This is a genomic window from Dermacoccus sp. Tok2021, from assembly GCF_019895135.1.
GTDB lineage: Bacteria > Actinomycetota > Actinomycetes > Actinomycetales > Dermatophilaceae > Dermacoccus > Dermacoccus abyssi.
This window is the reverse complement of sequence record NZ_JAGTHU010000013.1, coordinates 81,247-98,154: the sequence shown is the minus strand read 5'-3', so window position 1 is coordinate 98,154 and position 16,908 is coordinate 81,247. Positions and strand designations below refer to the sequence as shown.

The 16,908-nt window shown below is 67.5% G+C and carries 19 protein-coding genes; 4 read left to right on the top strand and 15 right to left on the bottom strand.

Annotated elements, in window-relative coordinates; translation table 11 throughout:
- Nucleotides 1–189: 189 nt before the first annotated feature.
- From K9D12_RS09190 to K9D12_RS09120, 15 genes are all read right to left on the bottom strand, one after another.
- Nucleotides 190–834, bottom strand: a complete 645-nt coding sequence (locus K9D12_RS09190) for a hypothetical protein (RefSeq protein ID WP_223060064.1) — start codon at nucleotides 832–834, stop codon at nucleotides 190–192.
- Entirely contained in the window at nucleotides 831–3,749 is a 2,919-nt protein-coding gene (locus tag K9D12_RS09185) for a LysM peptidoglycan-binding domain-containing protein (protein WP_223060063.1), read from the bottom strand. The genes K9D12_RS09190 and K9D12_RS09185 overlap by 4 nt, the downstream gene beginning before the upstream one ends.
- A 15-nt stretch (nucleotides 3,750–3,764) precedes the next feature.
- Nucleotides 3,765–4,163: a hypothetical protein gene (locus tag K9D12_RS09180; protein WP_223060062.1), complete on the bottom strand. Its 399-nt coding sequence runs from the start codon at nucleotides 4,161–4,163 to the stop codon at nucleotides 3,765–3,767.
- Nucleotides 4,163–4,684, bottom strand: a complete 522-nt coding sequence (locus K9D12_RS09175) for a pilus assembly protein (protein ID WP_223060061.1) — start codon at nucleotides 4,682–4,684, stop codon at nucleotides 4,163–4,165. The genes K9D12_RS09180 and K9D12_RS09175 overlap by 1 nt, the downstream gene beginning before the upstream one ends.
- Nucleotides 4,681–5,064, bottom strand: coding sequence for a TadE/TadG family type IV pilus assembly protein (locus K9D12_RS09170; protein ID WP_223060060.1), 384 nt, complete (start codon nucleotides 5,062–5,064; stop codon nucleotides 4,681–4,683). The genes K9D12_RS09175 and K9D12_RS09170 overlap by 4 nt, the downstream gene beginning before the upstream one ends.
- 71 nt (nucleotides 5,065–5,135) lie before the next feature.
- Nucleotides 5,136–5,351, bottom strand: a complete 216-nt coding sequence (locus K9D12_RS09165; protein ID WP_223060059.1) for a hypothetical protein — start codon at nucleotides 5,349–5,351, stop codon at nucleotides 5,136–5,138.
- 122 nt (nucleotides 5,352–5,473) lie between these two features.
- Entirely contained in the window at nucleotides 5,474–6,016 is a 543-nt protein-coding gene (locus K9D12_RS09160; RefSeq protein ID WP_223060058.1) for an A24 family peptidase, read from the bottom strand.
- Between the two features lie 96 nt (nucleotides 6,017–6,112).
- Nucleotides 6,113–7,018, bottom strand: coding sequence for a type II secretion system F family protein (locus tag K9D12_RS09155; RefSeq protein ID WP_223060057.1), 906 nt, complete (start codon nucleotides 7,016–7,018; stop codon nucleotides 6,113–6,115).
- Nucleotides 7,015–7,890 carry a type II secretion system F family protein gene (locus tag K9D12_RS09150; protein ID WP_223060056.1) on the bottom strand — a complete coding sequence of 292 codons (876 nt, stop codon included), beginning with the start codon at nucleotides 7,888–7,890 and terminating at the stop codon, nucleotides 7,015–7,017. Before K9D12_RS09150 ends, K9D12_RS09155 begins: the two co-directional genes overlap by 4 nt.
- Complete coding sequence (locus K9D12_RS09145; protein WP_223060055.1) at nucleotides 7,887–9,482, bottom strand: CpaF family protein; 1,596 nt, start codon at nucleotides 9,480–9,482, stop codon at nucleotides 7,887–7,889. Before K9D12_RS09145 ends, K9D12_RS09150 begins: the two co-directional genes overlap by 4 nt.
- A 62-nt stretch (nucleotides 9,483–9,544) precedes the next feature.
- Nucleotides 9,545–10,369: a hypothetical protein gene (locus K9D12_RS09140; protein ID WP_223060054.1), complete on the bottom strand. Its 825-nt coding sequence runs from the start codon at nucleotides 10,367–10,369 to the stop codon at nucleotides 9,545–9,547.
- A gap of 3 nt (nucleotides 10,370–10,372) precedes the next feature.
- The gene (locus tag K9D12_RS09135) at nucleotides 10,373–11,101 is read right to left on the bottom strand and encodes an SAF domain-containing protein (RefSeq protein WP_223060053.1); all 729 of its coding nucleotides are present in this window, start codon (nucleotides 11,099–11,101) and stop codon (nucleotides 10,373–10,375) included.
- 2 nt (nucleotides 11,102–11,103) lie between these two features.
- Nucleotides 11,104–11,679, bottom strand: a complete 576-nt coding sequence (locus tag K9D12_RS09130) for a hypothetical protein (protein ID WP_223060052.1) — start codon at nucleotides 11,677–11,679, stop codon at nucleotides 11,104–11,106.
- Nucleotides 11,676–12,653 carry a ParA family protein gene (locus K9D12_RS09125; RefSeq protein ID WP_223060051.1) on the bottom strand — a complete coding sequence of 326 codons (978 nt, stop codon included), beginning with the start codon at nucleotides 12,651–12,653 and terminating at the stop codon, nucleotides 11,676–11,678. The genes K9D12_RS09130 and K9D12_RS09125 overlap by 4 nt, the downstream gene beginning before the upstream one ends.
- 649 nt (nucleotides 12,654–13,302) lie before the next feature.
- A complete protein-coding gene (locus tag K9D12_RS09120) occupies nucleotides 13,303–14,055 on the bottom strand; it encodes an RNA polymerase sigma factor (protein WP_223060050.1) in 753 nt (250 codons plus the stop codon).
- A 303-nt stretch (nucleotides 14,056–14,358) separates the two neighbouring features.
- Between K9D12_RS09120 and K9D12_RS09115 the strand changes: the two genes are divergently transcribed.
- The 4 genes from K9D12_RS09115 to K9D12_RS09100 all read left to right on the top strand — a co-directional run bounded on the left by K9D12_RS09115 (nucleotide 14,359) and on the right by K9D12_RS09100 (nucleotide 16,897).
- Nucleotides 14,359–14,574, top strand: a complete 216-nt coding sequence (locus tag K9D12_RS09115; RefSeq protein ID WP_223060049.1) for a hypothetical protein — start codon at nucleotides 14,359–14,361, stop codon at nucleotides 14,572–14,574.
- A complete protein-coding gene (locus K9D12_RS09110; RefSeq protein ID WP_223060048.1) occupies nucleotides 14,574–15,746 on the top strand; it encodes a conjugal transfer protein in 1,173 nt (390 codons plus the stop codon). Before K9D12_RS09115 ends, K9D12_RS09110 begins: the two co-directional genes overlap by 1 nt.
- 25 nt (nucleotides 15,747–15,771) lie before the next feature.
- Nucleotides 15,772–16,098 carry a hypothetical protein gene (locus tag K9D12_RS09105; protein ID WP_223060047.1) on the top strand — a complete coding sequence of 109 codons (327 nt, stop codon included), beginning with the start codon at nucleotides 15,772–15,774 and terminating at the stop codon, nucleotides 16,096–16,098.
- A gap of 64 nt (nucleotides 16,099–16,162) precedes the next feature.
- Nucleotides 16,163–16,897 carry a hypothetical protein gene (locus K9D12_RS09100; protein WP_223060046.1) on the top strand — a complete coding sequence of 245 codons (735 nt, stop codon included), beginning with the start codon at nucleotides 16,163–16,165 and terminating at the stop codon, nucleotides 16,895–16,897.
- Nucleotides 16,898–16,908 lie beyond the last annotated feature (11 nt).

Below are 16,908 nucleotides of genomic sequence, written 5' to 3'. Positions count from 1 at the left end.
AGGCCGAGCGACCCCCACCCCCGCTGGCGTGAGACCCACCGCCTCCCCCACCGCCATGAGTGACCGTGATCTGAGCACTGCATAGACCGAAGGTGCACCCGCCGCTGGGACCGTCAGCTGAGGCCGAGGAGGCTCCAATGGTGGCGAGGGCAGCGCCGAGTGTCGCAGTGAGGACGCGCTTCATCATGATCAGCCCTTACTCGGAGAAGAGGGAGATGGTGACGAGGTTGACGCCTGCTCGCAGCCGAGCTTGATCGAAGAGGGCGCGTTGACGTCTGCCTGGTCCACCTTCCAGCTCTTCCCCTTGTCATCGCTCTTGAAGTACAGCGTCACAGGGGCTGTACTGCTGACGTTCTGCTTGCCCTTATCGGTGGTGAGAGACCCCTTGGTGGTACCGCAGGCACGCACAGTCATTTCGTAAGGCCGTGTCGGCGTGTCAAGGAAAATATCCATCCCCTGGTACTTGTCTACCGTGGACTTGGAGAGGTCGAAGCTCTTTACTTTGCCGAGGTCTGTCTTTCCACCAAACCAGTTGTCTTGCGTTTCATTCTGGTACCTGATCATCTTCTCAGTTCCGTACTTTGCGGCCTCAGCGGGCATGTGGCCACCCGTCCCAGGAATGAGCTTCTCGAAGGCGAGGTACGCATCCACGCCTTGCTTGTATCGAGGGTCATTGCCACCCTTGATGTGCTGGGTGGGCGTGCTGGTGGTGGGCGCCGGTTTGGCGGCGTCTTGTCCGCAGCCGGTGAGGAGCGCGGTGAGGGTGAGGGCGCCGACGGCGGCGGTCGTGATCGTGCGGTTCATGGTGTGGCCTTTCGTGTCGGCGGTGGTCATGATGCTTTTCGCTGCTCGTCGCGGCGTTGGAGGTCTGCGAGCAAGTTGAGGGTCTCGTATTCGAGTTCGCCGGCGATTTCTTCGAGCGTTTCGGTGAGTTGCTCGGCGACGGTTTCCACGCGTCCGGGGATCGCGGATTGCCACGCGGCGCGTAGCGCGTCTCGCCACAATGCTTCGTTCGCGGGTTCGACCATGATTCCCTTCGCTGCGGCCCAGGTCGCGGTGCGCGGGTCACCCGCGCGCAGGGAGCGCGTCGCGAGTTCGTGCGCGATGTCGGCGATCATCGCGATGATCTCTTGCCGGTCGACTTCAGCCCACGCCCACGCGCCTCGCGTCTTGCCGGCGACCTTGAGGGGCTGGTCGTCGACGAGGCTGAGCGCACCCGTGAGCTTCTCCGTCGGTGTTTGCGCGATCGTGTCGCCCATGTGGTCGAGGAAGGTGTGCCAGTCCACGGCTGTCTCGTCGGCGAGCGTGTAGCCCGTTTCGGGCGTGTAGTGCGCGAGGTAGGGCTGGCCTTCGGGTGTGGTGCCGAGCCAGGTGCGTGCGGCGGTGACGGGCCCGTTGCGTTTGGTGGCGGTGACGGGCTTGCCGGGCCAGATCGCTTCGTCGAGTGCTTCGGTGGGTGCGGCAGGGTGGAGTGCGAGGTAGGTGATGATCTCGGTGCTGCGCCCGGGAGCTTGGGGGCGTTTCCCGGTGGCGCCTTGGATCTGCACGGTGCCGAGCAGGCGCACGAGGGGCCCGTCATGCGGTTGCGGTGTGGGCGCGATGGGTGGGCCATCGAGCGCGTCGAGAACGTCCTCAACGCCGGGGTGCTCGGGCGCCTGCGTGGTGGTCGTGGGCTCGGGAGCGTCGTCGATCGTCTCGTCGACGGTGACTTCGTCGACGAGCTCGCCGTCGATGGGTGTGTCGTCGTGGTCGACGAGTTCGAGCGGCGCCGGGGCGTGGGGTGCGGGCAGCTGCTCGAGGTCGGTGTCTTCGGCCTGGATGCTCTCGCTGAACGCGGGTCCGGCACTGGGCGCGCTCGTTGTGGTCTCGAACAGGTTCAGCAGCGCCGCGTAGTGCGCGTCGTCGAGGTGTTGGGGGCTGAGGCGTAGCCCGATGGGTGCGAGGGTCGCGGCGTCGGTGCTGGTAGCGTTCAGGACCCACTCGCCGAGGGGGGTGCTGGTGTGGCTGAGGACGGCCACCGCGAGGCGCGGCTGCAGCTGCAGGATCGCGCTGAGCCGCTCACGCTGCGCGGGTGTGGGTTCGTGCGCGAGCAGCAGCAGCTGCGGCGTCCACGTGTCGGGGTGGTCACCGGTGAGGCGAGCAGTGGCTGCGGAGTCGAGGTCGTCACTGGCCAGGGCCTCAGCATGGGCGTGCGCGGCGACTTCGAGGCCGGCCAGGAGGTGGTCGAGGTCACTGGTGTGGGTGATGCGGTCGCTGCCGAGCGCGTCGGCGAGTTCGGGCAGGTAGTCCACGAGAGTCACGCGCAGGTCGTCGGCCCACGCAGAGGTGACGAGCTCGAGGATGATGCCGCGCGCGATGTCGTGGCTGAGCGCGGTGGTGGCCGCGTCGATGCCAAGGGCTTGGATGAGTTCGAGGTTGAGCAGGACCCAAGCGTTCTCGTCGTCGAGGCCGAGGGTGACCAGGCACGGGTAGGGCGCGGGCACGTCGACGAGGTCGTCGTCGGTGAGCAGGTCGGTGCGTGCGATCGTCCAGATGCTGTGACTGATGCGTGTGAACGGTGAAGGCACCTCGTCGGCGTCGGCGACGAGGTAGAGCTCGAGGCGGGTGGGCAGGATCCGGGCGGCGCGCAGGCCAGGCACCGCGACGTGGTGGGTGAGGCAGGTCTTGGCGAGGGTGCGCATGGCCCGGTCGAGGTCGCTGGCGTCGACGGTGTCTGCGTCGGTGAGAAGGTCGTGCTCGAGCTGGTGGGCGTCGCTGTGGGCTTCGGGCAGCGCGATGCGCGTTCCGGGGGTGCGACGTCGTGATTGGTGTCGGCGTCGGGACGCGAGCAGCGCGATGACCCCGGCCGCGGTCAGCGCGGACAGGCCAGTGGCGGTGATCCCGATGTAGTCGTGCTCACTGGTGACTTGATCGCTGTGCTGATCTGGCGCGGGCGTGGTGGCTGCGGGTGCCGGCGCTTGAGCGCGTGACGGCTGCTGCTGCGGTGTGGACGCGTGCTGCTGGGGCGCGGCCGTGTGGGTGGGTGCGCTCGAGGTGCGCGGCGTCGACGCGTGCGCGTGCGGCTTCGCGATCTTGGTGTGGGTGTTCGTGCCGGCCTTGGCCAGGTGGGCGGGCACGGTGATCTTCCACCCGGCCTGCAGCTGGTTGGGGTTGCTCAGGTGAGTGCCCCCGGGCTGGGCCATGGTGCGCGACGCGTCGTACAGGTGCGTCCAGTTCTTTCCCGCGCCGGTGGTGCGCTCACTGATCGACCACAGGTTGTCGCCTTGCTTGACGGTGACCTGCTGATCGTTGGCGCTTTGCTTCGGCGTGGCCGCGGTCGACGTCGGGGTGTGCGTCTCGGCGTGCTGCTGCGCGATGACCGGCGTGCTGGCGGGGGTGGCGGCGCTGGCGACCGTCGCGGCCGGTCCGGCGATCCCGGTCATGCCCAGGACGGCGCTGACAAGGATGCGTGCCCCGTGCTGTTGCAGGCTGAGGGCGGGCAGCGTGGGTGCGCGCACGCCACGTAGTTGAGCGAGCAGTTCGACCAGGACACTGAGCGCGAAGGTCAGCCACGCTGCCCAGGCGACGAACGTGATGATGGTCAAGACCAGCTGCACTCCGCCGGTGGGGTCGTTGAACGCGGCGGTGAGGTTGTCACTGGTCAGTCGCGACAGGGGGTTTCCGGCGAAGGTGATCAGCAGCCAGGGCAGGCCAACGATCGCGCCGGCCAGCAGGAGCAGGGCGGCGAGGCCTTTGGTGATGCGCTGCATGCGAGATCTCCTTCGTCAGGGGGTGACACGCTGGGTGTCGACGGTGGCGTTGCCATGCACCGGGCCGCCGAGGAAGGGCAGCAGGTGGGGGTGCCACATCTTCGTGGTCGTGATGCGGATCGTGGTGCCTTCGACGGTGGCGGTGCCGTTGACGCCGGCCTGGGCGAGGTAGCTCTGCGCGGCCGCGGCACCCTTGCCTGGGTCGACGGTGGAGGCGCGGCCGGTGATGACGTCGGGCGTCAGCTGCTGGCCGGCAGCTCGGCCGGCTTCTTGTGCAGCGCTTTGCGCGTCGTTGATCGCGGACAGCTTGCCGGCACCGTCGAGTAGGAGGCCACACATGAGCAGTACCGCGGCGGCGATGATCGCGATGTACGCGGCTGCGAGCCCGTCTTCGTTGTCTCGAGTGTGGCGCATCAGCGCTCCCGGTAGGTGTCGATGGCGCTGAGGGCGTCAGCGGTGAAGGTGACGCTTCCGGGCATGCCTGGCACGGAGAGGTCGCTCAGGGGCACGGAGCAGGTGACGTGAGAGCGTGCGGTCGCGGCTTGGCCGGGCTGGGTGGTGAAGCCGCTGGTGTCGATGCTCACTGCTGGGGCGCAGCTGACGCCCTTGGATTCAAGGGTCTGCTGTGCTGCTGAGGCTCCGGCGCTGGAGGCTGATCCGGCGTCGCGGGTGTGGGATGCGGCGCGGGCAGCGTTCTGGGCGGCTGCAGTGACGACGGTCTTGGCGGCGCTGGCGCGAGCGAAGCCGAGCAGGAGCAGACCGATGAGCAGGAGCGCCGCGGTGCTGATGGCCACTTCGGCGGCGGCGAAGCCGTCTTCGCGGGCGGTGGTGGTGAAGATGCCGCTGCGGGGCGGGTTGTCGGGGTCGATCCCGAAGGTTTCGCATGGGCAGGTGTCGCCGTCCCACATGGGGCACAGTTCGGCGCGGCAGGTCATCGGGTCACCTCTTCGCTGGCGCCTTGGGCGTGGGCGTGGATGGTTGGCATGGAGAACATCGGGATGATGCTGGCCGGTTGGGCGCTGATGTCGACGCGGGTCGTGGCAGCACCTCGCGAGATGCTGACGCTCGGGGTCCCGCTGAAGATGTTGGGGCTGGCTTGCGAGATGAGGCTGTTCGCGGCCATCTGGCCACTGCCGGCACTGGCGGTCTGGCCGCGCGCGGCTTGCAGCCCTTGCTGCGCGGCCGCGTCGACGACGTTGCGAGCGTGGAAGACGAGACCGGCTTGGAGCAGGAGCATGCCGAGGATGAGCAGCATCGGCAGCAGGATCGCGTAGGTCGCCGGTGACAGGCCGGCTTCGGGGCCGTGGGTGAGCACGCGGGCATGGCTTCGTTTCCACCGTCGAACGACGGTGGAAACGAAGCCATGCCCAGCGCGGGTGGTCATGATCAGGAGCCGCTCAGCTTGTTGCCGTACTTCGTCACGACGGTGGTGATGATGGCGGCGACTGCGATCGCAGCGACGATGCTCGCCACGGCGATGATCGCGACCGTTGCGGCTTCGAGGCCCGATTCGCGGGTGGCGAGGAGCTTGCGGTGGCGAGCGGTGAGGGCCTCGTGAACCTGCGAGGAGGCGATCTGCAAGGTGGTGAGGAACTGCATCATGATTCTTCCCTTTTCGGTGGGCGTTTCGGAAGCGCCGAATGCTTCCGAAACAGGAAATTTTATGCCACTGGAAATAGAACTCTCAGATAATTGATCTCTCAATTACTTTTCGGTAGGACGTTCTAGGCCATATCCACCACCACCGCGGCGATCAGGGCCCCGAGCGCGAGGCTGGGGCCGTAGGGCAGATGGGTTCGTGCGGGCCAGATGAGCTTGAACACGATGGCGGCTACTCCCCCGATGAAGATGGCGAGCACCGGGGACAGCGCGGCGGCGTCCCAGCCGCGGGAGCCGGCGTATATGCCGCACAGCAGCGCCAAGCGCACATCTCCCATGCCGAGGCCGCCGGTCAGGAGGGCGAAGAGGTACCAGCCGGCCATTGTGGCGGCGCCGGCCAGGACGCTGACGAGCAGCGTCGCGGGGTGGCTGGTGAGCACGCTCGTGAGCGCGATGACGCTGGTCAGTAGGGCTGAGGCCGGATAGACCAGGCGGGTGGGAATGCGGTGCGTGGTCAGGTCGATGCCGGAGGCGAGCGTGGCGGGCACGATGTACGCGACGTCGGCCGCCCACCAGTGCTGCGGGTTGGCGGTGAGCATGAGTGCGCTGACTGCCAGAGCGCCGGCGAGTGAGGCGACGTGGTGGCGTTCGAGTGAGTGATGGCTCATCACGTTCTGACCTCCTGCCACGCTCGGGTGTGGTTGACGTGAACTGAAAAGCCCATCGGGGGGCGCGGAATCGGACATGCTCGCCGGATCTTTTTTCTACGTGGTGAACATCGTGATGGAGACCGGCAGCAGGATCGTGATCATGAGCACGATGACCAGGGAGGTGATCGGCAGCGCCATGCGTTCGGTGCGTGACTTGGCGTCGGCTTCTTCTTCGGTCAGCAGTCGGTGCATGAGGGTGTTGGAGCGGGCGAGCAGCTGCTCGACGACTTGCGAGCCCTGTTCGGCGGCCATGCGCATGATGTCGCCGACTTCGGAGATCTCCTGCACGCCGATTGTTTCGGCGAGGTCGGTGAACGCGTCCCAGGGCTGCTGTCCGGCCCAGCGTGCCTTGACCAGGGCGCGGCGTACTTGCAGCATCACCCACGAGTCGGAGATCTGCGCGGCGCTCATGACGGTGTCGGTGGGTGCGCCACCGGAGGCGCGTTTGATGGCGACCAGCTGCAGGTAGGCGACGATGAAGTAGCGCCATTCCTGGCGGGCTTCGGCGGCCTTGGACTTGATCTCGAGGTCGGGCAGGAACCAGCCGGCGACGGCCAGGGGTAGGCAGATGACGGCGGGGATCATGGGGAAGGTCCAGCCGGTCAGGAGGCTGAGCGCGACGAGGGTGGGCACCAGCAAGAGGGCTGCGGTGGCGTAGGCGGCTTTCTCGCCGTAGTAGCTGGCGTGGGTGCGCTCGAGGAGGGCGAGGTCTCGTTCGGGGGCGCCGAATCCGACACGGTGACCGAGGGCGCGTTCGACACGAGCCCCGAGGCGTGTGGTGAGGCTGCTCGCTCGGGGTTGGTCGTCGACCTGCTCGAAGGTGGGGGTGGTGATGCGGGCGCCGGACAGGCGGTTGAGGGCGGGCCCGAGTGCCGGGCGTGGGCGGATGAATGCTGCGCTGAGGCAGACCAGGCCCACACCGATGAGGGCGCCGCAGGTGACGAGGATCGGCAGGGTCATGAGGTCGTCTCCTTCGTGCCGGGCGCGTGGGGCGTGGCGAGGAAGCGCGGTGAGGGTGCGCTGCGGGTGGTGGAGCGCAGCCAGTACAGGCAGCCGAGGAACATCGCGAGCACGATGACGAGCATGAACTGGCCGATGCCGTGCACGTAGAAGCGCCCGAAGTCGGTCAGGGTGATGAAGCCGATGAGCAGGAAGGTGAAGATCCCGACGAGCAGTTTCATCTCCTGGCGCGGCCCGGCCCGGGCTGCTTCGACGTCGCGGCGCTTGAGCGTTTGGGTCTCGACGCTGTCGGCCAGGGAGGTGAGGGTGGTGGCGAGTTTCGCGCCGGTCTCGCGTGAGCCCATGATGAGGGTCGCGGCGACGAGGTCGCCGGCTGCGTCGTCGAGGTCGTCGGCGAACGCGCGCAGCGCCTGCTCGGCGGGGCGGCGAGCGTTGAGGCGAGCTACGAGCAGTTCGACTTGCGGACGGATCGGTGCGGGAGCTGAGCGCAGCGTCGCGCCGAGCGCGTCGGTCAGGCCGACGCCTCCGCCGGTGAGGACCCCGGCGAGGGATCGGGTCCATTCCTTGAGTGCTTCGAGGGTGTCCAGGCGTGCCTTTTCGGGTCCGGTGCTGAACAGGCGCGGCAGGGCGATCACGACCCAGGGCAGCACGATGAGGGCGAGCACGAATCCGGTGAACAAGGCCACGAGCAGGCCGACGCCGGCGGCGATGAGCGCGCGGGTGCGTTCGGTGCGTGTCAGCGTCATGAACGCTGGCAGGGTCGTGGTGCGCCGTGGCCGTTTCGGGCTCGGTTCGTGTGGGCGTGCGCCGGCGATGAGCAGCAGCAGGCCGATGGCGACGGCGAGGCCGGCGAGGAGTCCGATGATCGTCATGCCGCACCGCCGTGTGCGCGCAGCATCAGCGAGTCGAGTTCGTCGGCCCAGGTCGCGTGTTGGTTCTCCAATGCTGAGGGGTCGTAACCGGTCAGGACGAGGTCGTCGATCCAGGACGGCAGGTTCCCGGTCGGGATCGCGCGCCCGTCTGCGCCGGGGGTGAACAGGTCGGTGATGCCGACACCGTTGGGGGCGTCGCTTTGGGGGAAGGTGGTGATGACGCCGTCGACGAAGCGCAGCTTCTTGCCGCCGATGCCGCGTTCGTCGAGGACCTTGATGTGCAAGATGATGTCGATGCTCGCGGCGATCTGGCGGTAGGCGAACGCTTCGGTCGAGGGGGGCATCTTGATCGCGCAGGTCACGATGCGCTCGATCGCGTCGCGGGCGCTGGTGGCGTGGATGGTGGAGACCGATCCCTTACCGGCTTGCATCGCCTCGAACATCGCGAGGATCTCCTGGCCACGGACCTCGCCCACGACGATGCGGTCGACGCTTTGGCGCAGGCTCTTTTCGATCAGGTGGATGAGGGTGACTTCACCGGCGCCGTCTTCACCGCCGGGGCGGTACTGGCCGGCCCACACGTTGCGGTGGCGATCGGGGGTGTTGTGCAGCGCGAGCTCGTACTCGGTTTCGATCGTGGCGATTGCGACGTTGGGGTCGAGTTCGTGCAGCAGGGAGCGGATCATCGTTGTCTTGCCGGCGGAGGGCAGCCCGGCGACGACGATGGATTTGCCGGCCTTGATCGCGGCGGACAGGAACTCGGCGAGCGTGGTGTCGATCGCGCCGAGTTCGATCAGGCGGGACAGGTCGGAATCGGTGAACCCTTGACGTCGGATCGTGACGGCGGGGCGCGGCACGAACCAGCCGCTGGCCGACAGGCGGTGGCCTTCCTTCCCGATGGACAGGTCGAGGGAGGGGCGCGCGGCGCTGAAGGGGCGTTCGCCTTCGGCCGCGGTCGCGGCGATGTGCTGCAGGTCCTCGAGCAGGTCTTCGTCGCTGTCGGCCACGGGCGGGCCGGCTTCGATACGGCCGTCGTTGTAGACGAGGGTGACGTTGTCGTGGCCACGCACGCTTATGTCTTCCAGCCCGTCGGTGTGCATATAGCGCTCCAGGCGCCCGAGGCCGAAGATCGAGTCCATCGTGGCGTGGCCGAGGGCTTCGGCTTCGGCCAGGGTCAGCGGGTCCAGCCCGCTGCGGGCCCGTTCGATCTGCAGGGTGCTGATCTCGGTGCGGATCGCGTCCCAGGCGAGCTGGCCGTGCTCGTCGCGCTCAAGACGTCGCGTGGCCGCGTCGTCGCGGCTTTTCATGAGCCGCTCGGACACGCGCAGGCGCAGCGTGCGCACCTGAGCCCAGTCGACGTCGGCGAGGTCGCTGACGCTCAGATCGTGCGAGTCCTTGGGCTGCTCGCGCAACTCGACAGCGAACGGGTCGTCGACGGGCTCGAGCGCGTTGACCGAGGTCTTGGCGCGAAACGTCTCGGCGTTGACCTGCTCGATCGCGTCGCGGAAGGGATGCTCCTTGGCGAGTGCTGCACTGGTGCGGCGTGCGCTGGTGTCACCGGCTAAGGCGTGCGCGGAGGAGAACAGCGGCAACCCGTCCAGGTTGGTGTCCGTGCTGGGGTCGCCTGGCCGCTCGGGGGTTTGGGGGCTCATGGTCACTCTCCGATCAGCGTCTCGGCGTAGCTCGCAGCGTGAGCGCGCAGGGCCTGACTCATGCTGGTTACGGCCTTGGTGTACTTCGCGATGTGGTCGGCCTTGGTGATCTTGTCCAGGCCGCGGCGGGTCGGGATGGGTGTGCCGAGGCTGAACGGGCGCACGCCAGCGGGCGTGTGGGGCACGGTGGCGACGAGCGGGACCGGCTTGATGTGGGCCTTGAGTGAACTGGCCGGGTTGCCTTCAGCGGGCGCGTCGACGAGCACGAGCGCGGCCCGGGTCAGGTTCGTCGCGATGCTGGGGTCCTCCCCCAGTTCCTTGCGCGCATTCGCGAGCCCGGAGACGAGCACGTGGAGGCTGGGCAGGTCCGAGCGCGCGAAGATGGCCAGGGCGTCGACGTGGTTGAGCAGCCGCGCGGTCGGCAGCGGGTAGGTCATGCGTCCAAGGTCGAGCAGGATGTCGTAGCCGCCCTCGAGGCTCATCTTCTGCAGGTGCGCGCCCAGGGAGGGCCACACGGCTCGCAGCGACGTGGCCTGCTCAGGGCTGGCGATGCCGGGCACGAGCAGCGCGTCGGTGCTGTTCGGGAACGGCAACGCCTGCTCCATGAGGCGATCCATGAGGGAAACCCCGGCGCGAGGGGTGGCCAAGTTGAGCACGCTGGTGGTGTGTTCGAGGCGAGAACCGAACGCGCCGGCGAGGATGGGTGAGCCACCGGCGGGATCGGCTTCGATGACGATCGTGGGGCGCGTGGAGGTCATCGCCCAGCACGCGGCAGCCGCGGTCACGCCAGGCGAACCGGACAGGCTGGTCAGCGCGTAGACACCCATGACTTACTTGCCTCCGGCCGCGTTGAGCGTGAGCGCGACCTGGCCGGTGCCGGCGGCCTCGGCGACCTGCTTGGCGGTGCTGGAGGAGACGCTGACGTCGACGACCTGCGTCGTGTTCTGCGCGGCGGTAGCTGCGTTCTGCTCATGAACGGACGCGACGCTCGCCTCCCAGCTCTGGCCGGGCTTGAGGTCGGCCGGCAAGTTCGACGATCCCGAGCCTGCGGTGAGTACGAGGGTGACGGGGTCACCGGCGCGCAGGCCCGATCCCGGCACCTGACCGACCTTGACGGGGATCGCGACGATCGTGGTGCCGGCGCGTACGTCGAGGGTGTTGGTCAGCATCGTGGTGGTCAGCAGCGTGCCGTTGGGCACGGTCGTGACTGGGTAGTCACCGACGAGGGAGGAAAGGTCCTTGTCGGCGACGAGTTGCGCGCCGTCGGCGCCGCTGAGCGTGGTGGTGGTCAGGTCGGAGCGTTCCACCTTGTGCCCGGGCTGAAGGTTGGTGCGAGCCACGACGACGGTGCGGTCTTCGTTGTGCGCGGAGAACGCCCACGCTCCCCCGAGGGCGCCGGTCGCAATGACGGCCAGGCCCAACGCGATCAGCGCCGGGCGCCGACGCGCTTTGACCGGCGCGGGTTCGGTGTTGGCGGTCGCGGTGCGTCGCGGCGCCGGCGTGGATCCGCTCTCGGGTTCGGGTGAGGGCTGATCCCTCTTCTTGCTGCGCAGTGCCATGGTCAGCCTTTCTGGGTGAGGAAGGTACGAAGCGCCACGGTGATCAGGTGGGTTCGGTTGCGGGCCCCGCTCGAGGCGGTGAGGTCGTTGAGCGCGCTGATCTGCGCGGCGTTGAGGCCGGAGAAGAAGACCTCCTTGGTTTCCTCGCGCGCATGGGTCACCGAGGTGGCCGGCATCTGCCACAGGGCGGCGGCGTCGTCGACGTCGGTGCTCAGGCCAAGGTCATCGCGTACGAGGTCGGGCAGCTGCGCGTGCGTGGCGGCCATCGCCTGCACGAGGACCATCCCGTTGCTCCACGAGTGCTCGACGGCGGTTGCCTTCAGTTGCTTGGCCAGGCTCGAAGGCAGGTAGGCGGTGATGCCTTCGCGCTTCTTCTTCGCCGGCATGCGCGCCGCAGCCGCGGGTGCGGGTGTGGGTGCGGCGACCTGCGCAGGAGTCTTGGGCGCGTTCGCAGTCGCGGCGGCCTCACCGGCGGGCTTCGTGGGCCGGGGTGCTCGCTTCTGCAGCTTGGGGCGGGTACCGAACGCGCTGGAGACGTCGCGGTTGGGGGCGGGTGTGAAATCGCCGTTGGTGCTCATGCCTGCGTCTCCTGCTCGTCTTCGGCCTTGGCCAGCGCGGTGATGATCTCGGTGGCCAGCGCTTCGTAGTCGCCGGCGACGCCGATGGCGGAGGTCGCCACGACTGGCGTGCTCTCCCCCGCTGTGTTCGTCTTGCCGCGGCGGCGCGCGGCCAGCGCCTGCAGGCGCACGTCCTTGTTGCTCTTGGCGTGCTGGGCGAGTTCGCGCAGCAGCTGACCTCGCTCGCGTGAGTCGAACGCGGCCGCGGTGGCGGTACGGATCGTGCTGGTGAAGATCGGTTCGGAGGTCTGCAGGCCTTCGGCGACGGCTTCGACGGCTGCGTTCTTGATGCGGCTGGCGTTGACGGGCACGTTGAACAGGACCACGCCGAGCAGCTCGAGCGCGTCGTTCCATTCGCGGGCTTCGATGACGAGGTCGGCCAGCAAGGAGAAGCCCTTACGGCTTCCCGCGTCGACGTGGGTCGGCACGAGCATCCAGCGCGCTGCGACGAGCGCGAGCTTCTGCAGCATCTCCAGGCCGGGCGGGCAGTCGATGAGGATGAGGTCGTAGTCGTCGGCGACGTACTCGAGGGCACGAGCGAGGTTGTCGGTCCACACGCTCGCGTCGTCCTCGACCTGGATCCACGAGTTGAGGCGGGCGACGACCTTGCCGCCGGAGACAACGTCGAGGTTCGGGCGGACGTCCTTGAGGGGGCTCAGCGGCTCTTGACCAAGGAGGGCGGCAGCGAAGTTCTCTCCCCCGTCGCCGCGGCCGGTGTGGGCGTAGCCGAGATCCTCACCGGTGTTGTCCTGAGGGTCGAGGCTGAGCAACAGCACGCGCATGTCGCCATCCGCAGCGACTTCGCCGGCGACGTTCGCGCTGATCGAGCTCTTGCCCACTCCCCCCTTGTCGTTGACGACAGCGATCACGCGTGCGAGCCGTGAGTAGTCGACCGGCTGGGTCTTGTCGAACACCGGTATGGGTGTTGCGTTCATGGGGCTTTCCCTTCAGTGGACGGCGAGGAACGTGTCCAAGATCCCTCGCGAGGATGCTCGCGCGCTTCTACGCGACCACCTAGCCGATAAGTTAGCACGGAGCTCGCGGGTTGTGCGCGGTATAGCACGCGCATATCCACGCGAACTGGCTAGCGCATGCTACGCAGATACTTACGTGCAAAAGTACGCGAGCAGAGCGCGCAGTGAACGCGAATGAGACGCGTATAACAACGCGCGGATTACGCGAGCGATTACGCAAACATTTACGCTGAAGTGCTAGCGCAATGATCGCCTACCAGTACGCACGCAGTACGCGCAGAGTAGGCCGAGGGTTCGCAGGGTGCCTGCGAAGACGCTGGTGGGTTGCTCGCGTGGGCCGTGCTCGTCCTGGCCGGGTGGCACGCATGCTCGATGCGTATCGGGCCGGCCGTAGCCACCTGCACAGGGGCCTCGTCGTCCTGAACCGCTGCGTCGAGGGCGTGGGCGGCCACGTGGAAGGCCGCACAGGTGCTCACGGTGATGGTGAGGGCCTGTGCGGCATCTGCGGCGGCGGGGCCTGTGTAGGTGACGTGAGTGATGGGCAGGTGGGCCAAGCGTGTGAGCGTCGTCAGTAGCAGCGCGTTCATGGTGCTCGTGCCTCGAGGGGCGCTCAGGCCAGGTAGTCGCTGGCGGCCTGGGTGAGCTTGGTGATGGCTCGCCCGTACCTGCGGTTGGCGGTGCCGGCGCTGATGCCGAGACGCTCACCGATCTGCGCGAAGGACAGCTCGACGTCGTCCAGGTGGCGCAAGGCGATGATCTGGCTGTCGGTGGGGGTGATGGCGTTGGTGCGCTGGGCCCAGGTGAGCAGGTCGATGATCTCTCGGGTGGGGGAGTCCTCCCAGCCGTCGACGATGGAGTCTTCGATGCTGGGCAGCGCGCCGGGCTGGCACGCCACGGAGCGGAAGCGGCGGGCCTTCATGAGCATGCGGGTGATTGCCTTGAGGGTGTCGCACTTGAGGTTGCCGGCGATGGCGCGGGGGCGGTTGTGCAGGGGGTAGGTGACGATGAGCTCCCACATGATGGCGACCGCTTCGTGCTCGTGGTCGAAGGTCTTGAGCTCGTCGTTGAGGTGGCGGTAGGCCATCTTGACGCACAGGCCGAGCATGGCCTGAAGGACGATGCGCTGCGCCTGGCGGTCGCCGTGCTGCCCGGCGTCGATGAGTGAGTGAAGGATCGGATCGCTGATCGTGCGGTCACCGTCGCTGGAGGCCAGAGCGTTGACGACGTCCTCAGCAGTGGAAAAGGCCTCGAGGTGGGGGAAGGCGTCTCGAGCGTGCACGCTCTGGTGCTTGAGGCTGGTGTCCCACTCGTAGTTGAGCTGGCCGAAGTAGCCGTGGTGGTGACGCGTAGCGGTCGTGGTCATGGTGATCTCCCTTCACGTGGGCGCCGGTTGCGGCGGCCCGGTGCGATCACCGTGCGAAACCACCCCTTGTCGTCGGTCTAGGAGTGCGGCGGCTCGACACGTCCTCGGCCCCTGTGACGTCCACAGTGTGAGAAGCGCAGATTCCCCGTCATGGCGCGGAATCTGCGGCTCCTGTGAGGGGGCGGGAAAACTTTTTTCGATCAATTTCTGCCGGGCTGTCCGATTCGGGGTGCCTCGGGGGGCTTTTTGCTGATGAAACCCACCGAGAGCGAGGAAGCGATGTCAGCGATTGCAGGAGTAGCGATGGACGAGTCCTTCGTCGAGGTCGACGAAGCGGCGTTGCAGGCTGCGGCGCATGCCTTGTCGGTGCGCGCACGTTTGGACTCGCTGCTGACCGAAGCGCTGGCGGCGCCTGGCATGGCGTGTGAGCAGGTGGAGCGGTTGGTGCAGTTCGCGAGCTCGGGTGAGCTGGCGCGCACGCAGCAGCAGCTCGACGAGCTGCGTGGTCGGGGCGCGTGATGAAGGTCAAGCGCAAGCAACGTGACGACGCGGCGCCGGATCAGGCCGCTGACGAGAGCAGCATCGACCTGGAGCAGTTCTTGCGTGAGGCCGAGCAGGAACAAGGCGACGACGTCGAGGCGCGGCCCGGTGTGTTCTCCGGTCTGCGCAACCGTCGGGGCGCGAGCAAGGCTGATGCCTCATCTGAGGGTGGCCGCCGGTGGGGTTGGCGCGGTGGTCGCGAGACCAGCACGTCGGATGCGCATCAGTGGACCAACGGATCTCAGTGGCGAGCTCGCGCTATGACAGCCGGGATAGTCGCGGCGATGGTCGCCGGGCCGGTGGCGTTGGGCATGCAGATGTTCCAAGGCGACCCGGTCGTGCGCAGCACCGCTTCGGGCTACGACGAGCGGATGATGAACCGCCGCGACGTGGCGGGTGAGCGCGCCCGTCAGACCGTGCGGGCCTGGCTGAGCGCTACCGCCTCTGACCAGGGCGCGGTCTCGCGGCTGGTTCCTGGGCTGGATCCGAACTCGGTGAGCTTTCCCGAGAAGGCTCCTCGCGTCGGTGACGTGCAGGTGACGCAGCTACTGCCGTCGGGCCCCGGGGTGTGGACCGCGACGGTCGCTGCTGATGTGACGGCCGAGGGGAGTAAGACAGCGGTGCATCGCTACTTCCAGGTGCCGGTCGCGGTCTCGGGGTCCGTCAATGCCAGCGCGCAGCCGCTCACGCTTCCGGCGGAGGTTCCGGGACCGGGGATGCGGGTGCCGCAGGTGCGCGCGAGCTACCCGAACTCGGTCGCGCAGAGCGATCCCGCATACGGGATGACCGCTCAGTTCCTGTCGGCACTGCTGACGGGCCAGGACAACATCGCCCTCTACGAGCGTCCGGGCACGTCGATCGCGGCGATCACGAACACGCCGTGGAAGAGCGTGCGCATCACGCGCCTGGACGTCGATGACTCCCGTGCTCTCGGGCTGGTGCGTGTCGATGACACGAAGGTGCACGTGTTGGCAACGGTCGCGCTCAGCGCGCAGGAGCCCAAGAACGGCTCCGTGGATGCCAAGAGCGAGTCGAGCGCGACGTACGCGTTGACGCTGACTTCACGAGCTGGGCGGTGGGAGATCTCGTCATTGGACGCCGCCCCACAACTGAATACGCCCTCGCCGACGCCGGCGAACAGCACCAAGTAACCCTCACGTGTGAAGGAGAACCCTCATGTTCCACACCCTCGTCACGGCCGGTAGCGGCGGAGACATCTTCTCGACCTTCGACAACCTCGCCGCGAACACCAAGAGCTCGGCGATGGTCGCCGGCGGCGCCATCATCATGGTCATCTTCATCTTCGGCGCCTACAAGGCGAAGGGCGCCATCGCTGGTCTCATCATGGCGTTCTGCTGCGCTGTCCTGGCCGGCTGGATGCTGACCACGGTCAACAAGGGCGGTCTGAACGACAAGATCGAGAACACCGTCAACAACGGCATGCCGGCCGTTGAACACCACCTGCAGCCCGCGCCGGGCCCGAGTTCGTCGGGTCTGGACTGAGCCCTTCCGCAACGCCCGACAAGAAACGTTCTGTCTCAATGCGCCCGGAGGGTGGTGAACGTCGATGAGTGACACGCTGCAGTGGTACACGCGTGCGCGTCGCCTGCCGCGTCTGATCGGCAAGGTTCCGGGAGGGCATGACATCCCCGGCGGGCCGTACACGATCACGCAGGCAGTCGGCACCGCCGTGGTCGTCGTCATGGGCTACGCCACGACGGGGATCTGGGGCACCGACAACGGTCTGACCAACTACGGGATCTTGTTCGTGCTCGCCTTGGTGACCTTGATCGGGTTGCGGTTCGTCAAGAACACGGGCCGCAACCCGGTCGCTGCCGGCGTGTCTCTCGTCGGCGCCTTCACGAGTCCGGTGCAAGGCACGTACCGCGGACGCGCGATCCGCACACCACGCCCGCACGGAGTGCAGCACCGCATCCTGGCCTGCGTGCCGCCGCCGGCCGCTGAAGTGGGGGCCGTTGCCCTCAGCATGCAGGCCGCACCTGAGCGCCGTGAGCAGGAGACCAGCTCGTCGGCGCCTACTCACGCAGAGCCCGCGCATGTGGGTGAGCAACTGCATGAAGAACCGTCACGGGAGACGGCAGCTGTCGCTTCGGGCGAGAGCGCACCCGCTGACGGCAAGGCCGAGCAGCAAACCCCCTCGAGCATCCACCGCACACCCGACGAGGAGCCCGTCGACGAGATCGACGACGTTGTGCTCACCCCTCCGGTGGAACAGATGAAACCGATGAGCAATGTCCAGCGGCTGCTGGCCGACTTCGATGTGAAAGGACGTGCATCGTAATGCGACACCCC

Excerpts from the sequence above, each read along its gene's own strand:
- K9D12_RS09175 (WP_223060061.1), bottom strand. The coding sequence starts at position 4,684 with ATGACCTGCCGCGCCGAACTGTGCCCCATGTGGGACGGCGACACCTGC.
- K9D12_RS09190 (WP_223060064.1), bottom strand. The coding sequence starts at position 834 with ATGACCACCGCCGACACGAAAGGCCACACCATGAACCGCACGATCACG.
- K9D12_RS09135 (WP_223060053.1), bottom strand. The coding sequence starts at position 11,101 with ATGGCACTGCGCAGCAAGAAGAGGGATCAGCCCTCACCCGAACCCGAG.
- K9D12_RS09105 (WP_223060047.1), top strand. The coding sequence starts at position 15,772 with ATGTTCCACACCCTCGTCACGGCCGGTAGCGGCGGAGACATCTTCTCG.
- K9D12_RS09150 (WP_223060056.1), bottom strand. The coding sequence starts at position 7,890 with ATGACGATCATCGGACTCCTCGCCGGCCTCGCCGTCGCCATCGGCCTG.
- K9D12_RS09120 (WP_223060050.1), bottom strand. The coding sequence starts at position 14,055 with ATGACCACGACCGCTACGCGTCACCACCACGGCTACTTCGGCCAGCTC.
- K9D12_RS09110 (WP_223060048.1), top strand. The coding sequence starts at position 14,574 with ATGAAGGTCAAGCGCAAGCAACGTGACGACGCGGCGCCGGATCAGGCC.
- K9D12_RS09180 (WP_223060062.1), bottom strand. The coding sequence starts at position 4,163 with ATGCGCCACACTCGAGACAACGAAGACGGGCTCGCAGCCGCGTACATC.
- K9D12_RS09165 (WP_223060059.1), bottom strand. The coding sequence starts at position 5,351 with ATGATGCAGTTCCTCACCACCTTGCAGATCGCCTCCTCGCAGGTTCAC.
- K9D12_RS09115 (WP_223060049.1), top strand. The coding sequence starts at position 14,359 with ATGGACGAGTCCTTCGTCGAGGTCGACGAAGCGGCGTTGCAGGCTGCG.
- K9D12_RS09125 (WP_223060051.1), bottom strand. The coding sequence starts at position 12,653 with ATGAACGCAACACCCATACCGGTGTTCGACAAGACCCAGCCGGTCGAC.
- K9D12_RS09130 (WP_223060052.1), bottom strand. The coding sequence starts at position 11,679 with ATGAGCACCAACGGCGATTTCACACCCGCCCCCAACCGCGACGTCTCC.
- K9D12_RS09100 (WP_223060046.1), top strand. The coding sequence starts at position 16,163 with ATGAGTGACACGCTGCAGTGGTACACGCGTGCGCGTCGCCTGCCGCGT.
- K9D12_RS09140 (WP_223060054.1), bottom strand. The coding sequence starts at position 10,369 with ATGGGTGTCTACGCGCTGACCAGCCTGTCCGGTTCGCCTGGCGTGACC.
- K9D12_RS09155 (WP_223060057.1), bottom strand. The coding sequence starts at position 7,018 with ATGACCCTGCCGATCCTCGTCACCTGCGGCGCCCTCATCGGTGTGGGC.
- K9D12_RS09185 (WP_223060063.1), bottom strand. The coding sequence starts at position 3,749 with ATGCAGCGCATCACCAAAGGCCTCGCCGCCCTGCTCCTGCTGGCCGGC.
- K9D12_RS09160 (WP_223060058.1), bottom strand. The coding sequence starts at position 6,016 with ATGAGCCATCACTCACTCGAACGCCACCACGTCGCCTCACTCGCCGGC.